Raw genomic sequence first — 26,203 nt, 5'->3', positions numbered from 1 at the left:
TCATACAAGCGCAGCCGCCCCTACCTCAGGGAAAGGCTGTGGACAGACACCAGGTGCTTCCTCCCAAAGGCTTAGTGGATCAGCCGCGCAACGCGTCGGTGATGTGCTCGGACACCGCCTCGGCAGCGGCCTTCGCGTCCTTGCCGTTGAGCACGGCCGTCATGTACGGCTTGATGGGGTTGTCGACATCGACGTTCGCCCACTGCGGTGAGTTGGGCGTCGCCCGGCCCTGTGCGGCGCCCGCGGCCATCGCCGTAATGCCCGCGCCGCCACCGAGGGAGGCGGCGAGCTTCGCCTTGTTGGGCACGAAGCTCATGGTTTTCGCGTGCTCTATCTGCCACTTCTCGTCAGCCAGTGCCGCGACGACCTGGACCGCCAGGTACTGGTGCGAGCTGTTCTTGGGGACGATCAGATCGGAGCCGCCGGTGAGGACGTGTCCCGGCTTGTCGCCTGTTTTTCCCGGAACGGGGAAGAAGCCGAGTTTGCCCTTGAGCTTCGGGTTCTTCTCCACTATTTGCGCTGCCGCGCCAGGAGTGGAGATGATTTGGGCGACATTTCCCTTGGCGAAGACATCGGCCTGATCGGGATCGGTGTGGTCCTTGTCCTTGGGGGCGTCGCCGAGGGCCTGCAATTCCTTGTAGAAGGCCATTCCCCGGAGAGCGGCGGGCGTGTCGATCGTGCCCTCCCACTCACCTCCGGACTCGACGGCCAGCTCGCCGCCCTCGTCCCAGATGAAGCCGCACAGGGTGTACCAGTCCTGGCCGCTGAGGTAAATACCCTGGTTTCCGCCCTGGTTCAGCTGCGCGGTGTCCTCGAGCCACTCCGCCTGGGTGGTGGCCGGCTGCCCGATTCCGGCCCGTTCGAAGAGCTCCTTGTTGTAAATCACCACGACATTGGCCGCGTACCACGGGATTCCGTACTGTGCGCCGTTGATGATGCCGGGTTCGGCGAGGCCGGGGAGCCAGTCGTTGCCGCCGAGGTCCCGGACCGATTCCAGCGTGAGGTCGCGCAGATTGCCGCTGTCCGCGTAGGCCGCCACCTGGGTGTTGCCGACCTCGATGACATCCGGGGCGTCCTGGCTCTCCAGCGCGTCCGTCACCTTCTTGCCTATCCCGTCCCAGGGCAGGATCTTGATGTCCAGATTGACTGAAGGGTTCTTGTTTTCGTAGTTGGCGGTGAAATCCTCGACGAAACCGTCGGAGACACTGCCCTCCATCATCCAGATGGTGATGTCGGTCGAGTCCGCACTGCCCGGGAGTAAGCCACATCCGCTGCTCAATATGAGACAGGACGCGATCATCAGGGATCGGCCGGGCAAGCGGTTGTTCACGTGGATCACCTTCTGGGGGGAAAGTCGGCAAGGCTGATCGGCTTTGCGGTAAAGCACGGGGTGCCGTTCTCCGCCAGCCGGCCGTGGGGTTGTTCGAGTTCACCATAAAAGCCTTGCCGCGGGTGGCTTTCCTGTGCCACTTCGATCAATGCGCACAGATGCTTCACCGTTGTGCTACTGAAATAACCGAAGTCCGGCCTGAGCCGAAGACCCCGGCCGCCAGCCGTGACAACACCGCTTTACGCGGTGCGGCCGCCGAGCAACCGCTCCACGGCGGCCTGGGCGTTGACCCGGCCGGAACCGTACGTGATCACCAGGTTCCGGACCTGCGGCGGAACGGTGTGCGGCCAGCCGGTCAGCACGACGACGGCGTCGGGGCGCCGGGCCACCAGCTCGGCCAGCAGCTTCTCCTGTTCCGGGTCGCGGTGCGGCTCGCGTACGACGACAACGAGAGGCCGCCCCTCCGCCCCGTGCAGCGCGAGGCCGGCCCGCTCCGTGACCGTGCCCCCGGGCAGCACCCCGGTGGCCGTCAGCCCGGGCAGCGCCTCGGTGAGGAGCCGTCGCAGATGGGGTGCGCGGCTGCCCGACGCGTGATTGACCTGCTGGCGGAGGTCGACGAGGTGCGGCGCGGAGGCGAGGCGTACGTCGCCCCGCACCCGGAGCGCGGCGCGGGCCACGGAGAGCGGCAGACCGCTCTGCGCCGCTGGGAGTTGGGTGGCGCGCGCTTCGCCGATCCAGTGGGCGAGCTCCTGGGCCCTGCGGCCCGCTTCCGCCAACCGCCGCTCGGACAGCCGGCCGGTGGCGAGCGCGTCCAGCAGCGCGTCCCGGGCCGTGGTGTACGCGCTCTCGTCCGCCGAGGCGGCCGGGTTTCCCAGGCACAGCAGATCGGCGCCCGCGCGTACCGCCGCCACGCAGGCGGCGCCGAACCCGGGATCGCGGGCCACGGCGCGCATGTCCAGCGCGTCCGTGATGATCACTCCGGTGAAGCCCAGCTCTTCCCTGGCCAGCCGGGTGACCTCGGGGTTCAGCGTGGCCGGTGCCGGGCCGAAGGGCCGCGCCCTGATGTGCCCGGTCATCAGGCACCGGGTGCCCGCCTCGATCGCCGCGGCGAACGGCACCAGATCCCGCCGCCTGAGCAGGCCGAGGTCCGCGTCGAGCTCGGGCAGGTCGAGGTGCGAGTCGACGGAGGTGTCGCCGTGCCCCGGGAAATGCTTGGCGCACGCCGCGACACCGGCCGACTGGAGGCCCGTGACATAGGCGGCGGAGTGCCTGGCCACCAGCGCGGCATCGGCGCCGAAGGACCGTACCCCGATCACCGGATTGTCCGGATCCACGTTGACGTCGGTGTCCGGTGCGAGATCCAGGCCGATGCCGGCCCGCCGCAGGTCGCGGCCGATCAGCCGGGCCACCCGTTCGGTGACGGCCGGGTCGTCGACCCTGCCGAGCGCCCCGTTGCCGGGATACGAGGAGCCGGTCGCGGCCTCGATACGGGTGACGTCCCCGCCCTCCTCGTCGGCGGCCACGATCAGGTCGCCGCGCCGGGCGTACAGCGCCGCCGAGAGCGCGGCGGCCGTCGCCGGGCCGGGTACGTTGTGCGCGAAGTACACGACACCGGCGAGGCCCTCGTCGATCGCGTCCAGCAGCCATCCCGGCGGCTCGGTGCCCTGGAAGCCGGGCATGATGACGCCGTTGACCAGACGCAGCGCCTCGGGTGAGGGGCAGGTCATCCCTTGACCGCCCCGGCGGCGAGTCCTGAGGCCAGACGGCGCTGGACGATGATGAAGAAGACCAGCACCGGCAGGGCGATGAGGGTCGAGCCCGCCATGACCGGCCCCCAGGATGTCGAGTTCTCGCCGAAGAACTGGAACAGGCCCACCGCCGCAGTGTACTTGGAGCCGTCCTTCATGAAGGTGTAGGCGAAGACGAACTCGTTCCACGCGGTGATGAACGCGAACACGCTGGTGGCCACGAGGCCGGGCGCGGTGAGCGGCAGCAGGACCGACCAGAACATCCGTGGCCAGGAGCAGCCGTCGAGATAGGCGGCCTCCTCGACCTCCTTCGGAACCGTCGCCACGAAGCCCCGCAGGGTCCAGATCGCGAACGGCAGCGACAGCGCGATGTAGACAATGGTGAGTCCGACCAGGCTGTTGAGCAGCTCGTAGTCACGCATCTGCAGGAACAGCGGGATGACCAGTGCCTCCAGGGGCACCATCTGCACGATCAGGACCATGATCAGCACCGAGGTGCGGAACCGGAACCGGAACCGGGCGACGGCCACCGCGGCGAACAGTGCGAGCAGCCCGGACACGATGATGGTGCCCATGCCGACCAGGAACGAGTTCAGCAGGAATCCGCCGAAGTTCCCGTGATCGAAGATGAAACGGAAGTGCTCGGTGCTCACACCGCTCGGCAGCAGATCGGCGCCACGGGTGATGGCGTTCGGATCCAGTGCGGTGCTGACCATCCAGTACACCGGGAACAGGGTGAAGACCAGCAGCGCGAACACCGCGGCGCAGAGACCGATCCGCCCCGCGGTCGTCGTGCGGTTCACAGCTCGTCACTTTCCTTGAAGAGGGTACGGATGTAGACGAACGTGATCATCAGGAGCAGCAGGGTGAGCAGCACGGCGGTCGCCGCTCCGGCGCCGTAGTCGTTCTGTGCGAAGGCCCGTTGGTAGGACCAGACGCCGAGGTTGAACACCTCTTCGTTGCTGCCGCTGCCGCCGGGCATCAGATAGATCTGGGTGAAGACCTTGAAGTCCCAGATGGTCGACAGGATGGTGACCACGAAGAAGATCGGCTTGATGGTCGGCACGGTGATCTTCCAGAAGCGCTGCCAGGCGTTGGCCCCGTCGATCATCGCCGCTTCGTACAGCTCCCTCGGGATGGTCAGCAGACCCGCGAGGACGGTGATGGCGACGAACGGGAAGCCGTGGTGCACCACATTGAGGGTGGCGATGGCGTAGAAGCTCAGCCGGTCGGTGAACCAGTTGGTCGTCGCGGGGTCGATCAGGCCGAGTGAGCCCGCGAGCCTGCTCATCAGACCGTCCTCGGCCGCGAACAGCCACACCCATACGTAGGTGCCGGTGACGGCGGGCATGGCCCAGGCGGCCATGATCGCGGTCGAGCAGATGATCCGCCAGACGGGACCGAGCCGCTGCAGCAGCAGGGCGGCGAGGGTACCGAGAGCCACCGTCAGCGCCACACACGCCACCGCGAACACCACGGTGTTGGGCAGGACGGTCTCCCACAGCCGCGCGTCGCCGAGCAGGTCGCGGTAGTGGTCGAAGCCGGTGTACGTCCCGATGCCGCCGCCGAACTTGACCTCGTAGTCCTGGAAGGACAGGAGTACGACCTTGATCATCGGCCAGAGCAGCAGCCCGGCCAGCACCACGATGGAGGGGACGAGCAGTATCCAGGGACGCGCCGTGGCGATGAGTCGCTTGCGGCGCAGCGTCGGGCCGGGCCGCGGGCCGCGGGGCCGCGACGACTCCGTGGTGGAGGTCGTCGCGGCCCGCACGGCGTGCTCTGTGGTCTCAGGAGGCAAAGATCTTGTCCATCTCCCGCGCCGCCTGATCGGCGGCAGCCTGCACGCTCTTCTTGCCGGTCAGGATGGACTGCACCATCTTCTGCACGACCTGGGAAGCCTGGATCTCGCCGTAGGCCGGGGTCTTCGGCACGGTCGCGCCCGCTTCGGTCATCTGCTGGGCGAACGGCGCGACGAGCGGGTCGTTCTTCTCCTGGACCTTCTTCAGCAGGGAGTTCTGTCCGGGGAAGTAGTTCGACTGGTCGGACCACTTGGTGGCGAACTCGCCCGTGGTGACCAGCTTGACGAACTCCCAGGCCAGGGCTTGGTTCTCGCCTTTGAAGGTGCTCAGGTAGGAACCGCCGAGGAAGGACTTGCTCAGTCCGCCGTCCTGGCCCGGGATGGGCGCCGCGGCGAGCTTGCCCTCAAGGTCGGGAGCGGCCTCGACGAAGGCCTTCGGGGTCCAGCTGCCCGAGATGGACATGGCGATCTTCCCCTTCTGGAAGTCCGTCGCCACCTCCTTCTCGGTCCAGGTGGTGACCTTCGCGGGGGACAGGCCGTCCTTCTTGGCGAGGTCCGTGTAGAACTGGATGCCCTTCACCGACTCGGGGGAGTTGATGGCGGACTTCCAGGTGCCGCCCTCCTCCTTGGCCAGCTCGCCGCCCGCGCCCCAGACGAACGGAGCGGCGAACATCTCCGCGCCGCCCGCCACCGGGAACGGGATCATGTCCGGCTCCTTCTCCTTGAGCACCAGCGCGGTGTCGCGGAGTTCCTTCCAGGTGGTCGGCGCCTTGAGGTGGTGCTTGTCGAAGATGTCCTTGCGGTAGACCAGCGCGCGGACACCGGCGTACCACGGCATACCGAACTGCTTGCCGTCCAGGGTGCCGGCGTCGGCCAGGCCCTCGACGAGGTCCGTGCCCAGTCCGGACTTCTTCACCTCGTCCGTCACATCCACCAGGCCGCCGGTGTCGGCGAACTGCGGGATCCAGGTCGTACCGACCTCGGCGACGTCGGGAACCTGGCTCGGGCCGCCCTCGATCGCGGTGGTGAACTTCTTCTGGGCGGTGGCCCATTGCTGGTATTCAACCTTGACGGTGGCGCCTGTTTTCTTCTTGAAGGCGGCGGACACCTCGTTGAAGAAGGGCCTGGCGTCCGGGTTGGTCCCTTCCATGATCCATACCGTCAGGGTCTTGCCCTTGCCCGACGAGGCGTCATCGCCCGAGTCCCCGCCGCCACAGGCGGCAAGACTGAGTGTCATGGCCATGACTGTGGCACCGATGGCATATTTCCGCATGGTTGCTCCCGAGCGAATCGTAGGACCAGAGGTAAGCGCGACGAGTGGATGGGTCTCAGGACAGGGGCACTCATCGCGAAGATGAAAACCGTGCCTTCGGTGCGGGCGGCCCGTGGGGCCGACCACCGGGACTGCCGTCTCGCGTTCGAGGACAAATCGGCCGGGCGGGCGGGTTGTTCATCCAGCTATGCGAAACGCGCACAGAGCATAGAACGATTCTTCAGTTCTCACCAGCAACCCGCGAACCGGCGGCCCGGTGTGACGTGCGCGTTCCACCGGCGTAACGCACCCTTGATCGCGAGTGGTTGACGATGAGGGAAATGCCTGACTTCGGGCGGCCTGGGGGGTGCGGTCGATTCGCCGGATCCGTCGGTGAGGCGGCTTCTCTTCCGTAGGTGTGCGCCGGTCCTCCGCAAGTGATCGGCGCTCTCCGGCCGGAGGGGAGATCGATTCTTTTGTGTGCAGTCGCAATGGCCTGTGACTCCGCCGTCCCGTGTCCCACCAGCGACGACATGGGTGGCTCATGCATCAGTCGGGACACGGCGTCGGCAATTTTGACACGCCCTTGACAAATTAACGCGGCGTTGCCAACATGCAAAACTCTCGCGAGATTCTGCAAATACCTTGATGCCGCATCGGAACCTCTCCGTCAGATCGGTACGGCTGCTTCCCGGGTGACGGGACATCACCCGGGCGCAGGCTCTTCCCCCAAGTGACACGGCAGCGTGGTCGACGCGCGCCCATGCCTGACTCACCCCCGCCAGGTCAGGAAGGAAGCTCCATGTCAGGAATATCAGGACAGAGACAGACGTGGTTGAGATGGCTCACCGTCGTGGTGCTGGTCATCGCCGGAGGTGTGGTCGTCGGACCCGCCGCCGGAGCCCCGGCGGTCATTCCGACCGCCGATTACCAGCAGGTTCAACTCGCCGTGGGCGGCGCCGAGCTGGGAGAGGCGATGTCACTCGCGGTCCTTCCGGACCGCGCGGTCGTCCACACGGCCCGGGACGGCACGGTCCGGTTCACCGACGCCGCCGGCAACACCAAGACGGCCGGCAAGCTGGACGTCTACACGCATGACGAGGAAGGGCTCCAGGGTGTGGCCGCGGACCCGGCCTTCGCCACGAACCGCTATCTCTACCTCTACTACTCGCCCAAGCTGACCACCCCGGGCGGGGACGCGCCGGTGACCGGCAACGCCGCCGCCTTCGAGCCGTGGAAGGGTCACCTCAACCTCTCGCGGTTCACCCTGAAGACCGACGGCACCCTCGACATGGCCAGCGAGAAGGTCGTCCTCGAAGTGCCCAACGACCGGGGCCAGTGCTGCCACGTCGGCGGCGACATCGACTTCGACGCCGCCGGGAATCTCTACCTGACCACCGGTGACGACACCAACCCGTTCGACTCGAGCGGCTACGCGCCGATCGACGAACGGGCCGACCGCAACCCGCAGTTCGACGCCCAGCGCTCCTCGGGCAACACCAACGACCTGCGGGGCAAGGTCCTGCGGATCAAGCCGACGGCCGCCGGTGGCTATACCGTCCCGGCCGGGAACCTCTTCGCCGCCGGTACGGCCAAGACCCGTCCCGAGATCTACGCGATGGGCTTCCGCAACCCCTTCCGGATGTCGGTCGACAAGGCCACCGGCATCGTCTACCTCGGCGACTACGGCCCCGACGCCGGTGTCACCGACGGCGGTCGCGGCCCCAGCGGCCAGGTCGAGTTCAACCGGATCACCGCGCCCGGCAACTACGGCTGGCCGTACTGCACCGGTACGAACACCGCGGCGGAGACGTACGGCGAGTACACCTTCCCGAGCGGTCCCGCCGGGGCGAAGTACAACTGCGGCGCGGGCCCGGCCAACAACTCGTTCCGCAACACGGGTCTGCCCACGCTGCCCGCGGTGAAGGCCAGCTGGATCAAGTACGGCGGCGACGCGGGCTCCCCGCCCGAGTTCGGCGGCGGCTCCGAGTCGCCCATGGGCGGCCCCGTCTACCGCTACGACGCCAATCTGAACTCGAACGTCAAGTTCCCGCAGTCCCTCAGTGGCCGCTTCTTCGCCGCCGAGTACGGCCGCAAGTGGATCAAGGCGATCGAGGTGAAGGCCGACGGCGCCCCCGGCGTCATCGAGAGCTTCCCGTGGACCGGCACCCAGGTCATGGACCAGGCGTTCGGCCCCGACGGCGCGCTGTACGTCCTCGACTACGGCACCGGCGCCAACAACCAGGCGCTCTACCGCGTCGAGTACATCGGCGGCAGCAACCGCAACCCGATCGCCAAGGCGGCAGCCGACAAGGTGTCAGGGCCCACCCCGCTCACGGTCGCGTTCTCCTCGGCGGGCAGCTCCGATCCCGAGGGCAAGGCCCTCACGTACGCCTGGGACTTCGGTGACGGCACCAGCTCCACCGCCGCCAACCCGAGCCATACCTACTCCGCCAAGGGCACCTTCAGGCCCACGCTCACGGTCAGGGATCCGGAGGGACTGACCGGCAGCGCCAGTCTCGTCGTGACGGCCGGCAACACCGCGCCCTCCGTCAATCTCACGGCGCCGAAGGACGGCGAGCTGTTCTCGTTCGGCGACACCGTGCCGTTCTCGGTCACCGTCAGTGACCCCGAGGACGGGGCGATCGACTGCTCCAAGGTCAAGGTCGCCTATCTCCTCGGCCATGACGAGCACCGCCACCAGATCACCCAGGCCAACGGCTGCTCGGGCAATCTGTCCGTCCCGGCCGACGGTGAGCACGACAGCGCCGCCAACATCTACGGAGTCTTCGACGCCGAGTACACCGACGCCGCCGGGCTGACCACGCACAGCGCGCGCATCCTCCAGCCCCGCCACCGCCAGGGCGAGCACTTCTCGGCCCAGAACGGCATCCAGGTGGCCGCGCACGGCACCGCGGAGGGCGGCAACACGATCGGCTTCACCGACAACAACGACTGGATCTCCTTCAAGCCGTACGCGCTCGGCAATGCCAACAAGATCACCGCCAGGGTCTCCTCCGGAGGCGTCGGCGGGACGATCGAGGTACGGGCGGGCTCGGCCACCGGCACCCTGCTCGGCACCGCGACCGTGGCACCGACCGGCGGCTGGGAGAACTTCGTCGACGTATCGGCCAACCTGACCAACGCACCGTCCGCGAGCACCGAGCTGTTCCTCGTCTTCAAGGGACCGACGGGCCAGGGCAACCTGTTCGACCTCGACGCCTTCACCTTCGCCACTGGCAGCGGAGTCACCAGCCAGACGGTGGAGGGTGAGTCGTACAGCTCGTTCCTGGGCGTCCAGGCCGCCGATCACGCCGCGGCCAGCGGCGGCAAGACGCTCGGCTACATCGAGAACGGCGACTGGGCGGGGTACGCCTCCGTCCCCACGGCCGGGACCAAGACCTTCAGCGCGAAGGTCTCCTCGGCCGGAGCCGGCGGCACCATCACGATCCGCTCCGGATCCGCGACGGGCGCCGTGCTCGGCACCGTCGCCGTCCAGCCCACCGGCGGCTGGGAGACCTTCGCGAATGTCTCCACCGCCCTGACCGGCACGGCATCCTCCGGGGCGCTGTTCCTCACCTTCACCGGCGGCGCCGGTTCCCTGTTCGACATCGACACGCTCACTCTCACCAAGTGACGTACGGGAAAGGGACAGTGATGCGCACACAGCTCCGGCGAATACCGTCGGCCGCTGCCTCGGCCTTCGTCGTCGCCCTCGCCCTCGTCGGGGCGTTCGTGACACCCGCCGCGACCGCACAGGCCGCCGATCCCGCCTACAAGGTGCTCGTCTTCTCCAAGACCGCCGGCTTCCGCCACGACTCCATCCCGGCCGGCACGCAAGCCATCCGTGACCTCGGCGCGGCCAACAACTTCACGGTCACCGCCACCGAGGACGGCGCCGCCTTCACCCCGGCCAACCTGGCCGGCTTCAAGGCGGTGGTGTTCCTCAGCACCACCGGCGATGTGCTCAACGACACCCAGCAGTCGGCTCTCCAGGGGTACATCGACGGTGGCGGCGGCTACCTCGGCGTCCACGCGGCCGCCGACACCGAGTACGGGTGGCCGCAGTACGAACAGCTCGTCGGCGCCTGGTTCAAGAGCCACCCGGCGATCCAGCAGGCCACCGTGAAGACCGAGGACCGGGCGAACCCGGCCACCTCGCATCTCGGCCAGACCTGGTCCAGGTCCGACGAGTGGTACAACTACCGCACCAACCCGCGGGCCAATGTCCGGGTGCTGCAGAGCCTCGACGAAGGCAGCTACAGCGGCGGGGAGATGAGCGGCGACCACCCCATCACCTGGTGCCATCCGCAGGGCAACGGCCGGTCCTTCTACACCGGGCTCGGCCACACCGCGGAGTCGTACGCCGACCCCGCGTTCCGCTCACTGCTGCTCGGCGGTATCCGCTACGCGGCCGGCTTCGCCAAGGCCGACTGCCGCGCCGAGACCGGCTACACGAGTCTGTACAACGGCTCGACCACCGGCTGGTCGCAGGCGGGCCCCGGCAGCTTCACCAACACCGATGCCACCCTGACCTCTCAGGGCGGCATGGGCCTGCTCTGGTACCGGTCCAAGGAGTACTCCTCGTACTCCCTGAAGCTGGACTGGAAGATGCCCGGAGACGACAACTCCGGTGTCTTCGTGGGCTTCCCGACCTCCGACGACCCCAACTCGGCGGTGAACCAGGGGTACGAGATCCAGATCGACGCCACCGACACGGCCGACAAGACCACCGGCTCCATCTATGGCTTCAAGTCGGCCGACATCGCCGCGCGGGACGGCGCGCTCAACCCGCCGGGGGCATGGAACACGTACGAGATCCGGGTGGAGGGGGAGCGGCTCCAGGTCTTCCTCAACGGCGTGAAGATCAACGACTTCACGAACACCGACCCGGTCCGGTCCCTCAAGCAGGGATACATCGGGATCCAGAACCACGGCGCGGGCGACGACGTGTCCTTCCGCAACGTCCGGATCAAGGAGCTCGGCGCCATCACCACCCCGTCCACCTTCGAGGGTGAGTCCTACACCTCGTCCCAGGGCGTCCAGGCCGCCGACCACGCGCCCGCCAGCGGCGGCAAGACCCTCGGCTACATCGAGAACGGAGACTGGGCCGGCTACAGCCAGACTTCGCTCGCGGGGGTCAAGACCTTCAGCGCGAAGGTCTCCTCGGCCGGAGCCGGCGGCACCATCCAGGTGCGCTCCGGCTCGGCCACCGGACCGGTGCTCGGCTCGGCCACGGTCCGCAACACCGGCGGCTGGGAGACCTTCCAGACCGTCTCCACCCCGCTGACCGGCACACCGACCGGGCCGGTCTTCCTCACCTTCACCGGCGGGGCGGGCTCCCTGTTCGACATCGACACCTTCACGCTGGAGAAGTAGGCGGCATCAGCTCCTGTCCCAGGTGGGCCCCGGATATCCGATCCGGGGCCCACCTGGCTTAAGGCGGCGGATACGTGTCTGCCACCGGAGCGTGGTGGCGACGTCGTCTTCCGGCCACCCCCTCCTGCGAGCCTCCACAGATGCTCGCCCTGAACGCTGATGTGGACCCGTACCGCTGCAGGACACTGGGGCTCGCGGGGTCCGTCGCGCTCATGGCCGGCGGGCTGACCGCGGGCGCGCTGCCGGTAGGGGAAGCGCTCCTTCCCTCGTCGGGACGCGCCGCACTGGGCCTGGTCCTCGCGTACTTCGGACTCGTGCTGCTGATCGCGGCCTGGTGGTGGCTGGGCCGCGCGGTGCGCCGCCCCCGGCCGCCGGCTCCGCGCGAGTTGCTGACCACCCTCGCGGTATGGGCGGCGCCGCTGCTGCTCGGGCCGCCGCTGTTCAGCCGGGACGTATACAGCTATCTCGCGCAGGGGGCGATGGTCGACGCGCGGATCGACGTGTACGCCCACGGCCCGGCGCATCTGGGCGGGCCGCTCGCGACCGAGGTGGCGCCGGTATGGCAGCACACCCCGGCCCCGTACGGCCCGGTGTTCCTCGCCGTCGCCGCGAAGGTCGCCGCTCTCGCCCGCGTCGACGTGCCCACCGGAGTACTCGGCATGCGGCTCGTCGCGCTGCTCGGTGTCGCGCTGATGATCGCCTTTCTGCCCGCGCTCGCCCGCCGCTGCGGCGTCGAACCGTCCGCCGCCCTCTGGCTGGGCGCGCTCAACCCGCTCGTGCTGCTGCACCTCGTCGCGGGAGCCCACAACGACGCCCTCATGCTGGGGCTGCTCGGGGCCGGACTCGTGGCGGCGCTCGGCGGGTGGCCGGCCAGGGCCGCGGTCCTCATCACGCTCGCCGCACTGGTGAAGGCGCCCGCGGCGCTGGGCCTGCTGGCGGTGACCGCGCTGTGGTCGGCCCGGTTCACGGGCCGGGCCCGTACGGTCCGAGCCGCCACGCTGACCTGTGCCGTCGCGCTGGCCACCACCGCCGTGGTGACGGCGGCGGCCGGCACGGGCTACGGCTGGCTCGGAGCCCTCGCCACCCCTGTCTCGCCCGACAACTGGTCGCTCACCAGCGGGCTCGGCCGGCTCAGCGGCGCGCTGCTGGACGCCGCCGGGAGCGGGCTCGCCGACCTGGCCGTACCGGCGTGGCGCCGGCTCGGCCTGCTGGCCACCGCCGTGGCCGTCGCCCTGCTCTGGCTGCGCCGGGCGGGCCCGGGTGCTGTCCGGCCGCTCATCGCCGGAGCCGGGGCTGGGGCCGGGGCCGGGGCGGGAGCCTCAGGGAAGGCCCTCGGCCCGGTCTACGCGCTGGCGCTCTCCCTGCTCGCGGTCTTCGTACTGGGACCGGCGTTCCGGCCGTGGTACGCGCTGTGGGGGCTGTTCCTGATCGCCGCGGCCGCGCCCGACGGTCGCGTACGGCGCTGGGCCGCGGCCGGCAGCGGGATCCTCGCCCTGGGCCTGCTGCCCAGCGGATCCCCGCCGGACGGGACGCAGTTGACGCTCGCGGTGACCGGCGGCGCGCTCGCCCTGCTCGCCCTGTGGTGGATGCTCCGGATGCCGGAACCGGGAACCCTCCCCGCCCGGACGGGGGCCCTGTCATGAGGTGGCCGCGCCGCGTCCTGGCGACGCCCCCGAGACGCGTGAGCGTGGCGGTGTGCCTGGTGGTGGCCACCGCCGTCTTCCTCGCCACCGTGCCCCTGCACCGGGACTTCTTCGACGTCGGTGTCTACTACGGCACGGTCGGTGACTGGGTTCACCACGGCGGCGGGATCTACGACTATCTCCGCCCCGGCACGACGTACGGCTTCACCTACCCGCCCTTCGCGGCGGTGTCCATGCTGCCGATGGCCCTGGTCTCCTGGCCCGTGGCCGTCGGGATCAGCATCGCGCTGAGCGTCGTCGCCTCCGCGCTGCTGCTGCACTGGCTGGCCGGCCCGGTCATCCGGCGCGAAGGCTGGTGCCGGTGGTTCGCCTTCGTCGTGGCGGGCTGCCTGTTCGCCCTGCTCGAACCGGTCCGCGACACCTTCAGCTTCGGCCAGGTGAACCTGCTGCTCGTCGCGCTCGTCTTCGCCGACGCACGGCTGCTGGCCACCGGGCGCGGCCGCTACGCGGGCATCGGCATCGGCCTCGCGACCGCGATCAAGCTCACGCCCGCGCTGTTCATCGGCTATCTGCTGATCACCGGGCGCAGACGGCAGGCCGGCGTGGCGGCGGGCACGGCCGGCGCCGCCACGCTGCTCGCCGCCCTGGCCGACCCCGCGGCCTCCCGGACCTTCTGGACCGACGCCCTGTGGAACACCGACCGCGTCGGCTCGCTCAGCTACGTCTCCAACCAGTCGCTGCAAGGCGTACTGGCCCGCCTCCAGCCCGACCATCCCGGCCGGGCGCTGTGGCTGGTGTGTGTCCTGGCGGTCCTCGCGCTCTGGGCGTACCGCGCCCGCGCGGCCGTCCGCGACGACGGCGACGACCGGGCCGGGTTCGCCCTGACCGGCCTGGCCGCCTGCCTGGTCTCGCCCGTGACCTGGGTCCATCATCTGGTCTGGCTCATCCCCGCCCTTGTCGTATTGACGGACACCGCGCTGCGCCGCGGCCACCGGGAGCGCCGGCTGCCGCTCGCGCTGTGCGCCGCGGTGTACGTGGTCCTGTGCAGCAGCGTCGTCTGGCTGTGGCGGTGGGACTCGACCGGCGCCGATGCCGTCCTCGGCGCGAACACCTACGTCTGGATCACCCTCGGACTGCTGCTCGTACGACCGGGACGGTACGGCCGGCGGATCAGTTCCGTTCCCCGGCGCGGGTCGGCGCCGGCCCGGCGGGCGGGGAGGGGCGTGGACCGAACGGCTCTTCGGTCAGACATTCGGCCTGTATCCTCCTCAACATGCCAGCTGCCCCTTCCTCGCAGTCGGGCCGTGTCGCACCCCCCGCCCAGCGCGGGCTCCTGACCGAGCGCATCGCGCGTCAGATGGAGCACGACATCCGGTCCGGAGAGATCGCCGTGGGGGCCAAGCTGCCTTCGGAGCGCGAGCTCGCCGTCCAGTTCCACGCCAGCCGGAATGTGGTGCGCGAGGTGCTGCGGCGGCTGGAGGCCCAGCACCTGATCCAGGTCGCGCCGGGCCGGGGGTCGTTCGTGTGCGAGCAGACGTCCCAGCAGGCGCGCAACTATGACGCGCTGTACCGCGCCGGGCGGCCCACGGTCCGCCAGCTCATCGAGGCGCGTGTCCCGCTCGAGGTGGAGACCGTCAGGCTGGCGACGGCGCGTGCGACGGCGGAGGACATCTCCGCGATCCGGGCGGCCAGGGACGCGCTGGAGACGGCGACCGACTTTGTCCGCAAGGCCCAGGCGGACGTCGACTTCCATGACGCCATCGCGGCGGCGAGCGGCAATCCCGTACTCCGGATCATGCTGTCGTCGATCAGCGGGATGATGTTCGAGATGATGCTCCGCTCGAACTCCGATCCGTCGATCGGCGAGCCGGGCACTCCGCACCACCCCGAGATCTTCGAGGCGATCGTGGCGCGCGATGTCGAGTTGGCCTGTGAGCGCATGCGTGAGCATCTCACCCTTGGCCTGCGTACCTACGGTCCGGATCTCGATCTCAATGTGAACGTGATGGCGCGTCAGCACATCGAGACGTTGCTCGGCGAGCCGCACGGCCGCGGTCAGAACTGACCGTAATGCCCTAATTTCTCCCCCGGTTGAACCGACCTGGCTCTCCGTGGCGTGCCCGTTTACGTCGGGTGATGTCGGACGTCCCAGGCTGGTCAGGGCGCGATGTCTGCTGTTACGGTCCATCTGGTCCTACCAGTTGGACCAGTTAAATCGGTACGCATCACATCAGAAAGACGAGGACAACGATGTCCACGAGCAGCCAGTTTCTCAGCCGGCGCTCTTTCGGCAAGCTGGCCGCCGGTGTCGCGGCCGCGGCGGGCGTGGCGTCGCTCAGCGCCTGCTCGACCCGCGGTCGCACCGCCTCCCCGGACGCACCGCTCAGGATCATGGCGATCAACCACGTCTGGTCACAGGCGATCAAAGGTCGTATGAGCGAGTTCGAGGACCGGATCGGACGCAAGGTCTCCATGGCCCTGCTCACCGCGGACCAGCTCGCCAGCAGCTACAACGTCAAACTCAACGCCTCCGCCACCGACGTCGACGTCATGATGGTCCGGGCGCTCCAGGAGCAGCTGGTCTTCGGGCACAACGGCTGGCTCACCGATCTCACCGACCGGGTCGAGAGCGACCCGGCGTACGACTGGTCCGACTTCCAGCAGGCCCCGCGCGAGGCGTCGGTCACCGCGGGCAAGGTCCTGAGTGTGCCGGTGGTGACCGAACGCCCGGCCCTCTACTACCGCAAGGACCTGGTCGAAGGTCTCGGCGGTCCGCCCCGCACGCTCGACGACCTGATGGCCATGTCGCTGGACCTCACCAAGCGTGACAAGGGATTCTTCGGCTACGTCGGGCGGGGACAGCGCAGCGGCGCCGTCACCCAGTGGTCGAGCTTTCTCTACTCCTTCGGCGGTGACTTCGTCGTCGACGGAAAGTCCGGTATCGGCACGCCGGAAGCGCTCGCCGCGTACAAGTACTACGGCAAGCTGCTCGAACGGGCCGGTCCGCCCGGTGCCACCAACATGAGCCTCGAACAGGCCCTGCCGGTCTTCGCCCAGGGCAAGGCGGCGTTCTTCATCGACGCCGACGCCGTCTACAGCAACTTCCTCGACCCGAAGATCTCGACCGTGGGCAAGACCGTGGGCTTCGCCCCGTTCCCGGCCGGTCCGGCCGGCTCCCGGCCGCACAACATTCCGTCGTGGAGTCTGGGAATCAATGAGTTCTCCCTGCTGCGTGACGACGCCTGGGAGTTCATCCAGTGGGCGTCCGGCCCCGAGATGGCGGCCGAACTCCAGGCGGCGGGAATCCCCAGCGCCCGCCAGTCCGCGTGGTCGGACGCCAAGACGCTCGCCACGTTCCCGCCGGAGCTGGCGGAGGCCATGCGGCTCAACGCGGAGCGGGGCGTCGGCCGTGACCGGCCCTCGGTCCTCCAGGTCGGCCGGGCGCGGGACATCATCGGCCGTCCGCTGGTAGCCGGGATCCTCGGCGACTCCGTGGAGCCGGTCGTCCGCGACGCCGACGCCGAGTTCGCCGATTTCCTTGTCCGCGACAACCGCCACCGGGAGTCCTGATGTCCACCACCGAGGTCTCCACGACGGCACCCGGCCGACCGGCCGGCGCGGCCCCGGGCGTACGGGGCCCCCGGGCCCGGACCCCGCGGACGTTCGAGCAGGCCAACCGGCGTCTGAAGTGGGCGATGCTCGCACCGGCGCTGATCTTCGTGGGTCTGATGATCATCTTTCCGCTGGTCTTCACCCTCAACCTCAGCTTCACCGACGCCTTCGGCGCGGTGAACGCCGAGAAGGGCTATGTCGGCCTGCGGAACTTCGCCGACGCGCTGGGTGACTCGCGCCGTTTCTGGCCCGCCGTCCAGCGCACGGTGATCTTCACCGTCGGCGCCGTGGTGGTGGAGACGGTGCTCGGCCTCGCCCTGGCGATGCTCATGCGCAAGCCGTTCCGCGGCATGCGCTGGGTGCGCACGGTCCTCATCATTCCGCTGCTCACCACACCGGTCGCGATCGGCATCCTCTGGCTGCTCATCCTCGACCCCACCAACGGCATCGCCAACCACCTGCTCGGCTCCCTCGGGCTGCCCCCGCAGGAGTTCCTCGGCTCGGTGAGCCAGTCGCTGCCCACCCTGATGTTCATCGACGTCTGGCAGTGGACACCGATGATGACCTTGCTCCTGCTCGCCGGCCTGACCACGCTCCCGGAGGAGCCAGAAGAGGCGTCCCTCGTCGACGGTGCCAACAGCTGGCAGCGGTTCCGTTACGTCATCCTGCCGATGCTCGGCCCCACGCTGGCCACCGCTCTCGTGCTGCGCTCCGTCGACGCTCTCAAGACCTTCGACATCCTGTACGCCACGAAGGGCCCCGGCGGAGGTTCGGACTTCGAGGCGGAGACCCTCAACGTCTACGCCTACGGCCTCACCTTCGACTACCAGGAATACGGGCTCGCCTCCGCCGTCCTGGTCCTGTTCACGCTCTTCATCATCGGCGTCGTGGTCCTGCTCCGCCGCCGCGCCGGAAGGAAGTCCGCATGAGCGTCACCGTCTCTTCCTCCCCGCAGGGGACCACCACCGGTCCGCGCCCGCCCGCGTCCGTCCGTGGCCGCAGGCGCAGGAACTGGTCCTGGCTGCGGGGAATCGCCATCACCGTGGTGGCGCTCATCTTCGCGCTGCCGGTCATCTGGATGTTCGCCGCGGCGTTCAAGACGAACGTCCAGGTGACCGATCCGAGCGTCGGGCTGTGGTTCTCTCCCACGCTGGAGAATTTCCGCAGTGTCCTGGAGGCCGGCCAGATCCTCCGGTCGATGGGCAACTCCCTGATCGTCGGCCTCGCGTCCACCGTGCTCTCCGCGATCATCGCCGTACCGGCCGCCTGGGCGGTGGGACGGTTCCGGATGCGCCGCGCCGGCTCCCTCATCCTGGTGGCCCGCATCATTCCCGCGATCTCGCTGCTCGTCCCCTGGTACTACGTGTTCGCGCAGGCGGGCCTGGTCGGCTCCTACACCGTGCTGGTCCTCAGTCATATGTTCGTCTCGGTCCCGCTGATCCTGTGGATCATGATCAGCTTCTTCGAGGGCCTGCCGGTCGAGCTGGAGGAGGCCGCGCGTACGGACGGACTGTCCGCGTTCGGCGCCTTCTGGCGCATCTCGCTTCCGCTCGCGGCGCCGGGCACCGCCACCGCGTCCCTGCTGGCGTTCGTCTTCAGCTGGAACAACTTCATGTTCGCGCTGATCTTCGCGGACGAGCACACCCAGACCGTGCCCGTGACGCTGTTCAACTTCATCTCCTACGCGAGCACGGACTGGGGTGGCCTGATGGCCGCCGCCACCCTCATCACGCTGCCGGTCCTCCTCGCCGCACTCCTCGGACAGAAGTACCTCGTGGCCGGGCTGACCTCAGGTGCTTCCAAGGGCTGAACCACCGCCCACGACAGCCGGGCCGCCCGTCCGCCCCGTTGTCCTCTCCCCACCGCCGTCCACTGTTCGCACCGCAAGCCAGGAAGAGCGTATTCATGAAGATCGTCGACGCGAAGGTCGTCGTCACCAGCCCCGGCCGTAACTTCGTCACCCTCAAGATAACGACCGACGAAGGCATTTCCGGTCTCGGCGACGCCACGCTCAACGGGCGGGAACTCGCCGTCGCCAGCTACCTCCAGGACCACGTGGCACCCCTGCTCGTCGGCATCGATCCGCACCGCATCGAAGACACCTGGCAGTCGCTGTACCGGGGCGCGTACTGGCGCCGCGGCCCCGTGACGATGGCCGCCATCGCCGCCGTTGACGTCGCCCTGTGGGACATCAAGGCCAAGGCCGCCGGCCTTCCCCTCTACCAGCTGCTCGGCGGCGCGAGCCGCGAGCGCGTCGGAACCTACGGACACGCGAACGGGCAGGACATCCCCGAGCTGTTCGACTCGATCCGTGCCCGGATGGCCGAGGGCTACCCGGCCATCCGGATACAGACGGGCATCCCGGGCCTGAAGACCGTATACGGCGTCCATCACAGCGCCGGCCCCGCCGGGGCCGCCGTCGTGCCCCACCAGCAGGCCCGTCCGGTGGTGGAGGACTGGGACACCGCGGCCTACCTGCGGCACATACCCACGGTCTTCGAGGCGGTCCGCAACGAATTCGGGCCCGAGCTGCCCCTGTTGCACGACGCCCATCACCGTCTGACGCCGATCCAGGCGGCGCAGCTGGGCAAAGACCTCGAGCCCTACCGTCTCTTCTGGCTGGAGGACTGCACGCCCGCCGAGGACCAGGACGGTCTGCGCCTGGTCCGCCGGCACACGACCACGCCGCTCGCGATCGGCGAGGTCTTCAACTCCGTATACGACTATCAGACGCTCGTGAGCGAGAAGCTGATCGACTACGTGCGCTCCGCGGTCACCCACTTCGGTGGTGTCTCGCCGCTGAAGAAGCTCTTCGACTTCGCCGCGCAGCACCAGATCAAGAGCGCCATCCACGGGCCGGAGGACATCTCACCGGTCGGTATGGCCGCCGCCATCCACCTCGATCTGGCGATCCACAACTTCGGCATACAGGAATACGCGGGGTACACGCCGCTGACCGACGAGGTGTTCCCGCACGCGTACACCTTCACCGACGGATATCTGCACCCCGGCGAGGCGCCGGGCATCGGCGTGGAACTCGACGAGGACCTCGCCGCCGCTCACGGATACGAGGCCGCCTACCTGCCGGTCAACCGCCTCCTGGACGGCACCGTCCACGACTGGTGACCGCCGTGTGGTGAGGACGGGGAGCGTCAGGACCGGCCGAAGAGCTGGGTCCAGTACGTGCCCGCCGGGCCGCCGCCCGCGAAGCCGACTCCCAGGTGGGTGAAGTCCTCTCCGAGGATGTTCGCCCGGTGGCCGGGGCTGTCCATCCAGCCCTGGACCACCTCGCGGGGGGTGCGCTGGCCGCAGGCGATGTTCTCGCCGATGGACCGGTGCCCCGACCCCGCGGCGGCCGCCCGGTCCCAGGGCGCGCTGCCCTCGGGCGAGGTGTGTGCGTAGAAGGCACGCTCGGCCATGTCGGCGCTGTGGGCCTGCGCCGCTGCCGCCAGCCGCGCGTCGCCGGCCAGCGGGCGCAGTCCGGCGGCGGCGCGTGCGGCGTTGGTGAGGGCGAGCACCTCGGCGGTGGTGCGCAGCAGGCCGTCCGCGGTGAAGGGGCGGGCCCACAGCGCCGTCCAGTAGAAGCCGCCGGAGCGGGCGTCGACGGCATGGGCGATTCCCGCGTCGGACAGCGCCGCGTCGTACAGCGGGCCCCGGGTCGCTTCGGCGGTCAGGCAGTAGTCCATGAACTCCCCCGGTGTACGGGGGCCGGAGACCAGCTGCTGTTCGATACGGAGGTAGCGGTAGCCGCCGGCGGTGATCCGCTGGAAGACGGAGATTCCGTCGGGGCTCTCCGCGCTGAGCCGCCGCTGCTCCGCCATGACCGCCGCGTGCGCCCGCGCCGCGGCCGAGAGCCGGCTCTCCATGGTCACGGGAGGCAAGCCGGCCCTGAGCCGTTCGGCCCGGACGAGTGCGGCGAATCCGGCCTCCGTACCGCTCGCGGGGGCGGCCGGCGGGGGAAGAGGCGCGGGGAGAGGCGCTGGGGGAGCGGTGGCTTCCTCCGTGACATCGACGCCGAAGTCGCAGGCGACGCCGGCCAGCCCGTCCGCGTACCCCTGACCGAGGGCCCGCAGCTTCCACGCGGCGCCGCGGCGGTAGATCTCCGCCAGCAGCAGGACCGTCTCGTGCGTCGGCCGCGCGGGCGTGAACCGGGCGAGGACGCCCACGCCCTCGCCCGTAACGGTCAGCGTCGGGACCGGCAGGCGGCCGAGGGGAGTGCCGGGGTCGGCGGGGCTGATGGCCACGGTGACCCGGCTCGCGCCGGCCCGCAGCCGCCGCGGGTCGATGCCGGCGCCGCCGGCGTGCAGCCGGGCGCCCGGAGCGGAGCGCTGGTTGTAGAACACGAAATCGCCGTCACCGGCGACCTTCCCGCTGTCGCCGGTGATGAGTACGGAGAGATCGAACGGCCCCGGCACCTGGAGCGACAGCGCCACGTCCGGCAGGGGCAGATTCCCGCCGGGAACCAACTCGCGCATCGCCACCGCCCGTCCGGCCCGGGAACAGCACCGGCCGTGTGCGGTGCTGCCCTGTGAACGTCGCGGGAGGGCGCGGCGGTTCCGCACGGCGGTCGCCCACGGTGATTCCGGTGGCTCCCGACGGCGTCCGCCCCGCGCCGGGGCCGCTTCCCGTGGAGTACGTCACACCGAGCCGATAGACTCGGACGGGCATGAAGCCAAGACCGCCAGGACAGTGAGCGGTCCCGAGGAGTGCGGCAAGGAGCCCGCCGGGCCGGGCACGAGACCTCGCGTCATCGCCCCGGTCGCGGAGCGTCGGGCTCCGGTGACGACGGCTGCGCCGGCAGCGCCGCAAGAACGCGCGACGGAACGAACCGCCCGGTCATCGCGCTGCCTCCTCAGCAAACTGAACGTACAGTTCGCTTAGGAGCATGATCATGCCCGTAACCCTGCAGCCCGCCCGCGCGTCCGGCACCTTCGTTCTCGGCGGCGATCTGCCCGTCACCCGGCTCGGCTACGGCGCCATGCAGCTGACCGGCCCCGGCATCTGGGGAGACCCCAAGGATCCGGCGGAAGCCGTACAGGTCCTGCGCCGCGCCGTCGAGCTGGGTATCACCTTCATCGACACCGCCGACTCGTACGGTCCCTTCACGGCCGATCTCCTGCTGAAGAAGGCGCTCCACCCGTACCCCGACGAGCTGGTGATCGCCACCAAGGTCGGCTTGACCCGCGCCGGGCCGGACATCTGGCAGCCGGTCGGGCGCCCGGAGTATCTGCGTCAGCAGGTCGAGCTGAATCTGCGCCACCTCGCCCTGGAGCGCATCGACCTGCTCCAGCTGCACCGCGTCGACCCGAAGGTGCCGCTCGCGGAGCAGGTCGGCGAGCTCGCCGCGCTGCAGAGCGAGGGCAAGATCCGGCACATCGGGCTGAGCGAGGTCTCCGTCCCCGAGGTGGTGGAGGCCGGGAAGACCGCGCGGATCGTCTCCGTACAGAACCGCTTCAATCTCGCCGACCGGGCCGCCGAGGACGTGCTGGAGCACGCGCAGGCGCACGACATGGCGTTCATCCCGTGGTTCCCGCTGGCCACCGGCGCCCTGGCCGGTGCGGACAGCCCGCTGACGAAGATGGCGGCCGGCCGGGGGGTGGCCCCCTCGCAGCTCGCGCTGGCCTGGCTGCTGCGGCGCTCGCCGGTCATCCTCCCGATCCCCGGCACCTCGTCGGTGGCCCACCTGGAGGAGAACATCAAGGGCGCGACCCTGGAACTGACCGACGACGAATACGCGGCGCTCTCCCGCGCGGCCGACTGACCCAGCAGGAATCAGCAGCACACCTCAGGAGACGGCAGGACCCAGCAAGGAGGTAGCCGCCATGAGCACATGGCTGATCACCGGAGCCTCGCGCGGATTCGGTCTGGAGATCACCAGGGAGGCGCTCGTCCAGGGACACCAGGTCGCCGCCACCGCGCGCGACACCGCCGCGCTGCACGCCGCGTTCCCCGACGTGGGCGACGCGCTGCTCAGCGTCCCGCTCGACGTGACGGACGAGCAGCAGGCACACGCGGCGGTGCGGGCGGCCGTCGACCGCTTCGGCGGGATCGATGTCCTGGTCAACAACGCGGGCCGGGGCGTACTGGGCGCCGTCGAAGAGATCTCCGACGGGGCGGCGCGCTCGGTGTTCGACACCAATGTGTTCGGCTCGCTCAACGTCCTGCGCGCCGTTCTGCCGGTGATGCGCCCCCGGCGCTCCGGGCATGTCATCAACATCAGCTCGGTCGGCGGGTTCACCGCGGGGTCCGGCTGGGGCGTCTACGCCGCGACGAAGTTCGCCATGGAGGGCTTCTCCGAGGCCCTCCAGCAGGAACTGGCCCCTCTCGGCATCCAGGTGACGATCGTCGAGCCGGGCCGCTTCCGTACCGACTTCCTCGACGCGTCGAGTCTGCACACCGAGGAGACCGCCCTCCCCGACTACGCGGCGAGCGCGGGAGCCACTCGCGAAGCCTCCGCCGAGGGCAACCACGCCCAGCCCGGCGACCCGGTCAAGGCCGCCCGCATCATCGTCGGGCTCGGACAGGACCCGGCCGCGCCGCTGCGCGTGCAGCTCGGGGCGGACGCGGTGGCCCGGGTGGAGGCCAAACTCGATTTCGTACGGGACGAGTTGGCGGCCTGGCGGGGGCTCTCCCTCTCCACGGACCACGACGCGACCGCCGCCTGAGCACGGCTGCCCTCCGTTCCGGCTCAGTCGTGATTGTGGGTCGATGACGTGTCGGCGGGGGGAACCGAGCGCCCCCCGTCGTTCCCGCTGAGGACGACGGCGAGAAGCGCGGCGACGATCCCGGCCGCGGCGAGCCGCCCGCCGAGGCGCAGGCCCCAGCCCGTGCCCGAGCCGGTGTGGGCGCTGGGCCTGGACAGGCGCTCGGAGCGGCGTGCCGGGCGCAGCAGCCGTACGAGCAGGAGCGCGGCGATGGGCAGTTGCAGCAGCCAGACGCTGGTGCGGAACCAGCCGTCGTACCAGACGTTCGTTCCGTACAGGAGGGTGTGCCACACGCTCAGGACGTAGACGACGATGACGAAGCGGTGCAGGACGCGCCAGGTCTTGGGGCCGATGCGGTGCCTGATGTAGAAGAGCAGTCCCAGCGGAACGGCCAGATAGAGGGCGGCCTGCCCGAGCGGCATGGCGATCTGGCCGGTACCCGAGTCGTAGCCGCCCGGTACGAACGCCTCGACGAAGGCGGTGTACAGCCGGGAATTCCAGCGCGCGGTGTCATGGCGCACCAACTCCGCGGCGAACAGCAGGGCATGGGCGGCGATGAGAGCGATCGTGTTGAGGCTCGTGGTGCGGTGCAGCCGCTCCAGGCGCGGGCCGGACAGCGGCAGCCACGCCGGGCGGGGCCCGGAGAGCAGCAGCCCGAGCAGGACCGTGGTCCAGGCCCACAGGAGGGCCGCCCAGCCGAACGCCTGGCTGAGGAAGTACATCCAGAAGCCCCCCGCGTCCGCCATGAACGGCATGACGGACACGGTTGATGACGTCTTCGCGCGGATACGGGCGTAGAGAAGGGCGAATACGGCGGCGGTCACCACCAGGGCGATGAGACCGTCGGGTATGGATGCCTTCAGATCCGACCTGAGCGTGGGCCGGGGCTGCTGCCGGCCGGTGGCGGAATCGGGGCGGCTGGCCGGTTCGGGGGCGGCGGGCGCGGGGGACGGCTTCATCTGAAGGGCCTTCTCGATGGCGTCGGCGGGTCGGCGGGTGCGCGGGCATGCGGGTCGGCGAGTGTGCGGGTGTGCGGGCGTGTGAGCGTGTGAGCGTGCGGATCCAACGAGGCGCGTTATCCGAGGAGTCGGGCCCCGTACCGGGAAAGTTCCCCGCGCCTCCATGTGACATGGATCACATCATCTGACTGTCGTCCTATAGCGGGCGAACCGTCGACGTATCCGGATCGGCAGCTCTTTTCCGATGCTCCGTCACGGGTGACACGATGACGCCCATGAGAGCCGGGCCCGCATTCCGCCTCACACGCGCCGTGGTCTTCGCGGCCGTGTGCGTAGCGGTGTCCGGACTCGGGCACGCGCTCCAGTCAGGGGCTCCGCTGCCCTGGCCGGCCCTGGCCCTCGCGCTGGTCGCGGCGGGCGGCGCCGGATGGTGGCTGGCGGGGCGGCGGCGCGGCGCCCTGGTGGTCGCCGGCGTGAGCGCGGCGGGACAGGTGTTCCTGCACGCCCTGTTCAGCTGGATCCACCTGTGTCTGCCGCACAGCGGTGGGTCCAAGGCGATCTCCATGCCGGGCGAGGGCCACTCCGGTATGGCGGCGGCGCACACCGGCCCGGGCATGGGCGAGGGTCCTGCCGATCTCATGGCCCTCGCGATGGCCTACGACGGCCACTCCCTGACGTCCGGCATGGCCGTGGCCCATATGGTCGCGGGACTGCTGTGCGGATGGTGGCTGTGGCGTGGGGAGACGGCGGTCCTCCAACTCGGCCGCTCGCTCGCGCTGTTCGTCTGTGCCCCGCTGCGGCTGGCCCGGCGGATGCTGTCCCACACCGGATCGCCGCCACCACGGCCGCGGATCCGCGCTCCGCGCCGGCCTCGTCGCCGTCTGCGCCATCGCGTCGTGGCGCACGGCACCTCTCGCCGCGGTCCGCCCCTTCTGCCGTCCTGTCCCTGACCTTCCGCTCCGTCCCGTCTCCGGCGCCCTGCCGGGCCCGGCCGTGGCCGAAGGTCCGCTCAGGCACGTGCGCGTGCCTGTTCACAGGCCTACCGGTGGCCCGCGGCGGCGCCGCGGGAGCCGGTCAAGGAGGGGCTCGCGCCACGACGGCGCGGCTCCGCGAGGACGCGAAGGACCGTGTGCGATGTCCCCTGCTCCGACAACGAACTTACGCAGAGTCAGATCCGACGGCCACGATACGCAGATCACCGCGTGGGCCCTGGCCGCGGGCGGCGGTGACCGGGAGGCCGCCGAGCGTTTCGTCCGCGCGACCTACGACGACGTACGGCGGTTCGTCGCCCATCTGAGCGCCGATGTGCCCGGGGCCGACGACCTGGCGCAGGAAACCTATCTGCGGGCTCTGACCAGCCTGGCGAAGTTCGCCGGCCGGTCCTGCGCCCGTACCTGGCTGCTGTCGATCGCCCGGTGCGTCGTCATCGACCGCTACCGCAGCGCCGCCGCCCGGCCCCGGGTTGCCGACACCGCGGACTGGCAGCTGGCGGCCGAACGCGCCCAGCCGCGCCATCTGCCCGGCTTCGACGAGACCGTCGCGGTGTTCGACGCGCTGGACACGATGGACCCGCCGCGCCGGCAGGCGTTCGTGCTGACCCAGCTGCTGGGCCTGTCCTACGTGGAAGCCGCCCGCGTCGCCGACTGCCCGGTCGGTACGGTCCGCTCCCGCGTCGCGCGGGCCAGACGCGACCTCGCCGCGGTGTGGCAGGCGGACATGGACCCCCGGTTCGTGCCCGGCCCGGCGCTGTCCCTACCGCCAGGTCCTGTCCGGCCGAT

At 69.8% G+C, this 26,203-nt stretch carries 20 protein-coding genes and 1 pseudogene; 13 read left to right on the top strand and 8 right to left on the bottom strand.

Annotation, left to right across the window (positions count from 1 at the left end):
* Window positions 1-79: 79 nt before the first annotated feature.
* The 5 genes from ACZ6MZ_RS17085 to ACZ6MZ_RS17065 all read right to left on the bottom strand — a co-directional run bounded on the left by ACZ6MZ_RS17085 (window position 80) and on the right by ACZ6MZ_RS17065 (window position 6,113).
* Window positions 80-1,330: an extracellular solute-binding protein gene (locus ACZ6MZ_RS17085; RefSeq protein ID WP_469352660.1), complete on the bottom strand. Its 1,251-nt coding sequence runs from the start codon at window positions 1,328-1,330 to the stop codon at window positions 80-82.
* Between the two features lie 239 nt (window positions 1,331-1,569).
* Window positions 1,570-3,057 (bottom strand): glycoside hydrolase family 3 protein, encoded by a 1,488-nt coding sequence (locus ACZ6MZ_RS17080; protein WP_469352658.1) that lies wholly within the window; start codon window positions 3,055-3,057, stop codon window positions 1,570-1,572.
* Window positions 3,054-3,881, bottom strand: coding sequence for a carbohydrate ABC transporter permease (locus ACZ6MZ_RS17075; protein ID WP_384188547.1), 828 nt, complete (start codon window positions 3,879-3,881; stop codon window positions 3,054-3,056). Before ACZ6MZ_RS17075 ends, ACZ6MZ_RS17080 begins: the two co-directional genes overlap by 4 nt.
* Window positions 3,878-4,849, bottom strand: a complete 972-nt coding sequence (locus ACZ6MZ_RS17070; protein ID WP_469352657.1) for a carbohydrate ABC transporter permease — start codon at window positions 4,847-4,849, stop codon at window positions 3,878-3,880. The genes ACZ6MZ_RS17075 and ACZ6MZ_RS17070 overlap by 4 nt, the downstream gene beginning before the upstream one ends.
* 16 nt (window positions 4,850-4,865) lie before the next feature.
* Window positions 4,866-6,113: a sugar ABC transporter substrate-binding protein gene (locus ACZ6MZ_RS17065; RefSeq protein WP_389791563.1), complete on the bottom strand. Its 1,248-nt coding sequence runs from the start codon at window positions 6,111-6,113 to the stop codon at window positions 4,866-4,868.
* A gap of 817 nt (window positions 6,114-6,930) precedes the next feature.
* Here ACZ6MZ_RS17065 and ACZ6MZ_RS17060 point away from each other — a divergent pair.
* The 5 genes from ACZ6MZ_RS17060 to ACZ6MZ_RS17040 all read left to right on the top strand — a co-directional run bounded on the left by ACZ6MZ_RS17060 (window position 6,931) and on the right by ACZ6MZ_RS17040 (window position 15,215).
* Window positions 6,931-9,765, top strand: coding sequence for a carbohydrate-binding protein (locus ACZ6MZ_RS17060; RefSeq protein WP_469352655.1), 2,835 nt, complete (start codon window positions 6,931-6,933; stop codon window positions 9,763-9,765).
* A 20-nt stretch (window positions 9,766-9,785) separates the two neighbouring features.
* Window positions 9,786-11,507, top strand: coding sequence for a ThuA domain-containing protein (locus ACZ6MZ_RS17055; protein WP_469352654.1), 1,722 nt, complete (start codon window positions 9,786-9,788; stop codon window positions 11,505-11,507).
* 140 nt (window positions 11,508-11,647) lie between these two features.
* A complete protein-coding gene (gene mptB, locus ACZ6MZ_RS17050) occupies window positions 11,648-13,150 on the top strand; it encodes a polyprenol phosphomannose-dependent alpha 1,6 mannosyltransferase MptB (protein ID WP_469352652.1) in 1,503 nt (500 codons plus the stop codon).
* The gene (locus tag ACZ6MZ_RS17045; protein ID WP_469352650.1) at window positions 13,147-14,487 is read left to right on the top strand and encodes a glycosyltransferase 87 family protein; all 1,341 of its coding nucleotides are present in this window, start codon (window positions 13,147-13,149) and stop codon (window positions 14,485-14,487) included. The genes mptB and ACZ6MZ_RS17045 overlap by 4 nt, the downstream gene beginning before the upstream one ends.
* Window positions 14,424-15,215: a FadR/GntR family transcriptional regulator gene (locus ACZ6MZ_RS17040; RefSeq protein ID WP_389791572.1), complete on the top strand. Its 792-nt coding sequence runs from the start codon at window positions 14,424-14,426 to the stop codon at window positions 15,213-15,215. Before ACZ6MZ_RS17045 ends, ACZ6MZ_RS17040 begins: the two co-directional genes overlap by 64 nt.
* 160 nt (window positions 15,216-15,375) lie before the next feature.
* On the opposite strand, the gene ACZ6MZ_RS17035 is transcribed toward ACZ6MZ_RS17040, so the two are convergent.
* Complete coding sequence (locus ACZ6MZ_RS17035; RefSeq protein WP_384193170.1) at window positions 15,376-15,552, bottom strand: hypothetical protein; 177 nt, start codon at window positions 15,550-15,552, stop codon at window positions 15,376-15,378.
* Here ACZ6MZ_RS17035 and ACZ6MZ_RS17030 point away from each other — a divergent pair.
* From ACZ6MZ_RS17030 to manD, 4 genes are all read left to right on the top strand, one after another.
* Window positions 15,542-16,720: an ABC transporter substrate-binding protein gene (locus ACZ6MZ_RS17030; protein WP_469352928.1), complete on the top strand. Its 1,179-nt coding sequence runs from the start codon at window positions 15,542-15,544 to the stop codon at window positions 16,718-16,720. The genes ACZ6MZ_RS17035 and ACZ6MZ_RS17030 overlap by 11 nt on opposite strands.
* A complete protein-coding gene (locus tag ACZ6MZ_RS17025) occupies window positions 16,720-17,691 on the top strand; it encodes a carbohydrate ABC transporter permease (protein WP_384193153.1) in 972 nt (323 codons plus the stop codon). The genes ACZ6MZ_RS17030 and ACZ6MZ_RS17025 overlap by 1 nt, the downstream gene beginning before the upstream one ends.
* Complete coding sequence (locus tag ACZ6MZ_RS17020; protein WP_469352648.1) at window positions 17,688-18,572, top strand: carbohydrate ABC transporter permease; 885 nt, start codon at window positions 17,688-17,690, stop codon at window positions 18,570-18,572. Before ACZ6MZ_RS17025 ends, ACZ6MZ_RS17020 begins: the two co-directional genes overlap by 4 nt.
* A 95-nt stretch (window positions 18,573-18,667) precedes the next feature.
* A complete protein-coding gene (gene manD / locus ACZ6MZ_RS17015; RefSeq protein ID WP_469352646.1) occupies window positions 18,668-19,888 on the top strand; it encodes a D-mannonate dehydratase ManD in 1,221 nt (406 codons plus the stop codon).
* Between the two features lie 26 nt (window positions 19,889-19,914).
* Here manD and ACZ6MZ_RS17010 read toward each other — a convergent pair whose 3' ends face one another.
* A complete protein-coding gene (locus ACZ6MZ_RS17010; protein ID WP_469352644.1) occupies window positions 19,915-21,237 on the bottom strand; it encodes a CAP domain-containing protein in 1,323 nt (440 codons plus the stop codon).
* A 416-nt stretch (window positions 21,238-21,653) separates the two neighbouring features.
* Between ACZ6MZ_RS17010 and ACZ6MZ_RS17005 the strand changes: the two genes are divergently transcribed.
* Window positions 21,654-22,523: an aldo/keto reductase gene (locus ACZ6MZ_RS17005; RefSeq protein ID WP_469352642.1), complete on the top strand. Its 870-nt coding sequence runs from the start codon at window positions 21,654-21,656 to the stop codon at window positions 22,521-22,523.
* A gap of 61 nt (window positions 22,524-22,584) precedes the next feature.
* A complete protein-coding gene (locus ACZ6MZ_RS17000) occupies window positions 22,585-23,427 on the top strand; it encodes an oxidoreductase (RefSeq protein ID WP_389791583.1) in 843 nt (280 codons plus the stop codon).
* Window positions 23,428-23,450: 23 nt separating this feature from the next.
* Here ACZ6MZ_RS17000 and ACZ6MZ_RS16995 read toward each other — a convergent pair whose 3' ends face one another.
* Window positions 23,451-24,425, bottom strand: a complete 975-nt coding sequence (locus tag ACZ6MZ_RS16995) for a ferric reductase-like transmembrane domain-containing protein (protein WP_389791585.1) — start codon at window positions 24,423-24,425, stop codon at window positions 23,451-23,453.
* Between the two features lie 275 nt (window positions 24,426-24,700).
* Between ACZ6MZ_RS16995 and ACZ6MZ_RS16990 the strand changes: the two genes are divergently transcribed.
* On the top strand, window positions 24,701-25,375 hold the full coding sequence (locus tag ACZ6MZ_RS16990; protein WP_469352640.1) for a hypothetical protein: 675 nt from the start codon (window positions 24,701-24,703) through the stop codon (window positions 25,373-25,375).
* A 184-nt stretch (window positions 25,376-25,559) separates the two neighbouring features.
* A pseudogene (locus tag ACZ6MZ_RS16985) lies at window positions 25,560-26,138 on the top strand (sigma-70 family RNA polymerase sigma factor); the annotation flags it as partial.
* Between the last annotated feature and the right edge of the window lie 65 nt (window positions 26,139-26,203).

It is taken from the genome of Streptomyces sp. NPDC042201, assembly GCF_055582185.1.
This window is presented reverse-complemented; position numbering and strand designations above follow the sequence as displayed.

Bases quoted from the DNA above. Each gene is read 5' to 3' on its own strand.
- ACZ6MZ_RS17020 (WP_469352648.1), top strand. From the start codon at position 17,688: ATGAGCGTCACCGTCTCTTCCTCCCCGCAGGGGACCACCACCGGTCCG.
- ACZ6MZ_RS17025 (WP_384193153.1), top strand. From the start codon at position 16,720: ATGTCCACCACCGAGGTCTCCACGACGGCACCCGGCCGACCGGCCGGC.
- ACZ6MZ_RS16995 (WP_389791585.1), bottom strand. From the start codon at position 24,425: ATGAAGCCGTCCCCCGCGCCCGCCGCCCCCGAACCGGCCAGCCGCCCC.
- ACZ6MZ_RS17045 (WP_469352650.1), top strand. From the start codon at position 13,147: ATGAGGTGGCCGCGCCGCGTCCTGGCGACGCCCCCGAGACGCGTGAGC.
- mptB (WP_469352652.1), top strand. From the start codon at position 11,648: ATGCTCGCCCTGAACGCTGATGTGGACCCGTACCGCTGCAGGACACTG.
- ACZ6MZ_RS17055 (WP_469352654.1), top strand. From the start codon at position 9,786: ATGCGCACACAGCTCCGGCGAATACCGTCGGCCGCTGCCTCGGCCTTC.
- manD (WP_469352646.1), top strand. From the start codon at position 18,668: ATGAAGATCGTCGACGCGAAGGTCGTCGTCACCAGCCCCGGCCGTAAC.
- ACZ6MZ_RS17080 (WP_469352658.1), bottom strand. From the start codon at position 3,057: ATGACCTGCCCCTCACCCGAGGCGCTGCGTCTGGTCAACGGCGTCATC.
- ACZ6MZ_RS16990 (WP_469352640.1), top strand. From the start codon at position 24,701: ATGAGAGCCGGGCCCGCATTCCGCCTCACACGCGCCGTGGTCTTCGCG.
- ACZ6MZ_RS17000 (WP_389791583.1), top strand. From the start codon at position 22,585: ATGAGCACATGGCTGATCACCGGAGCCTCGCGCGGATTCGGTCTGGAG.
- ACZ6MZ_RS17040 (WP_389791572.1), top strand. From the start codon at position 14,424: ATGCCAGCTGCCCCTTCCTCGCAGTCGGGCCGTGTCGCACCCCCCGCC.
- ACZ6MZ_RS17005 (WP_469352642.1), top strand. From the start codon at position 21,654: ATGCCCGTAACCCTGCAGCCCGCCCGCGCGTCCGGCACCTTCGTTCTC.
- ACZ6MZ_RS17010 (WP_469352644.1), bottom strand. From the start codon at position 21,237: ATGCGCGAGTTGGTTCCCGGCGGGAATCTGCCCCTGCCGGACGTGGCG.
- ACZ6MZ_RS17060 (WP_469352655.1), top strand. From the start codon at position 6,931: ATGTCAGGAATATCAGGACAGAGACAGACGTGGTTGAGATGGCTCACC.
- ACZ6MZ_RS17065 (WP_389791563.1), bottom strand. From the start codon at position 6,113: ATGACACTCAGTCTTGCCGCCTGTGGCGGCGGGGACTCGGGCGATGAC.
- ACZ6MZ_RS17030 (WP_469352928.1), top strand. From the start codon at position 15,542: ATGGCGATCAACCACGTCTGGTCACAGGCGATCAAAGGTCGTATGAGC.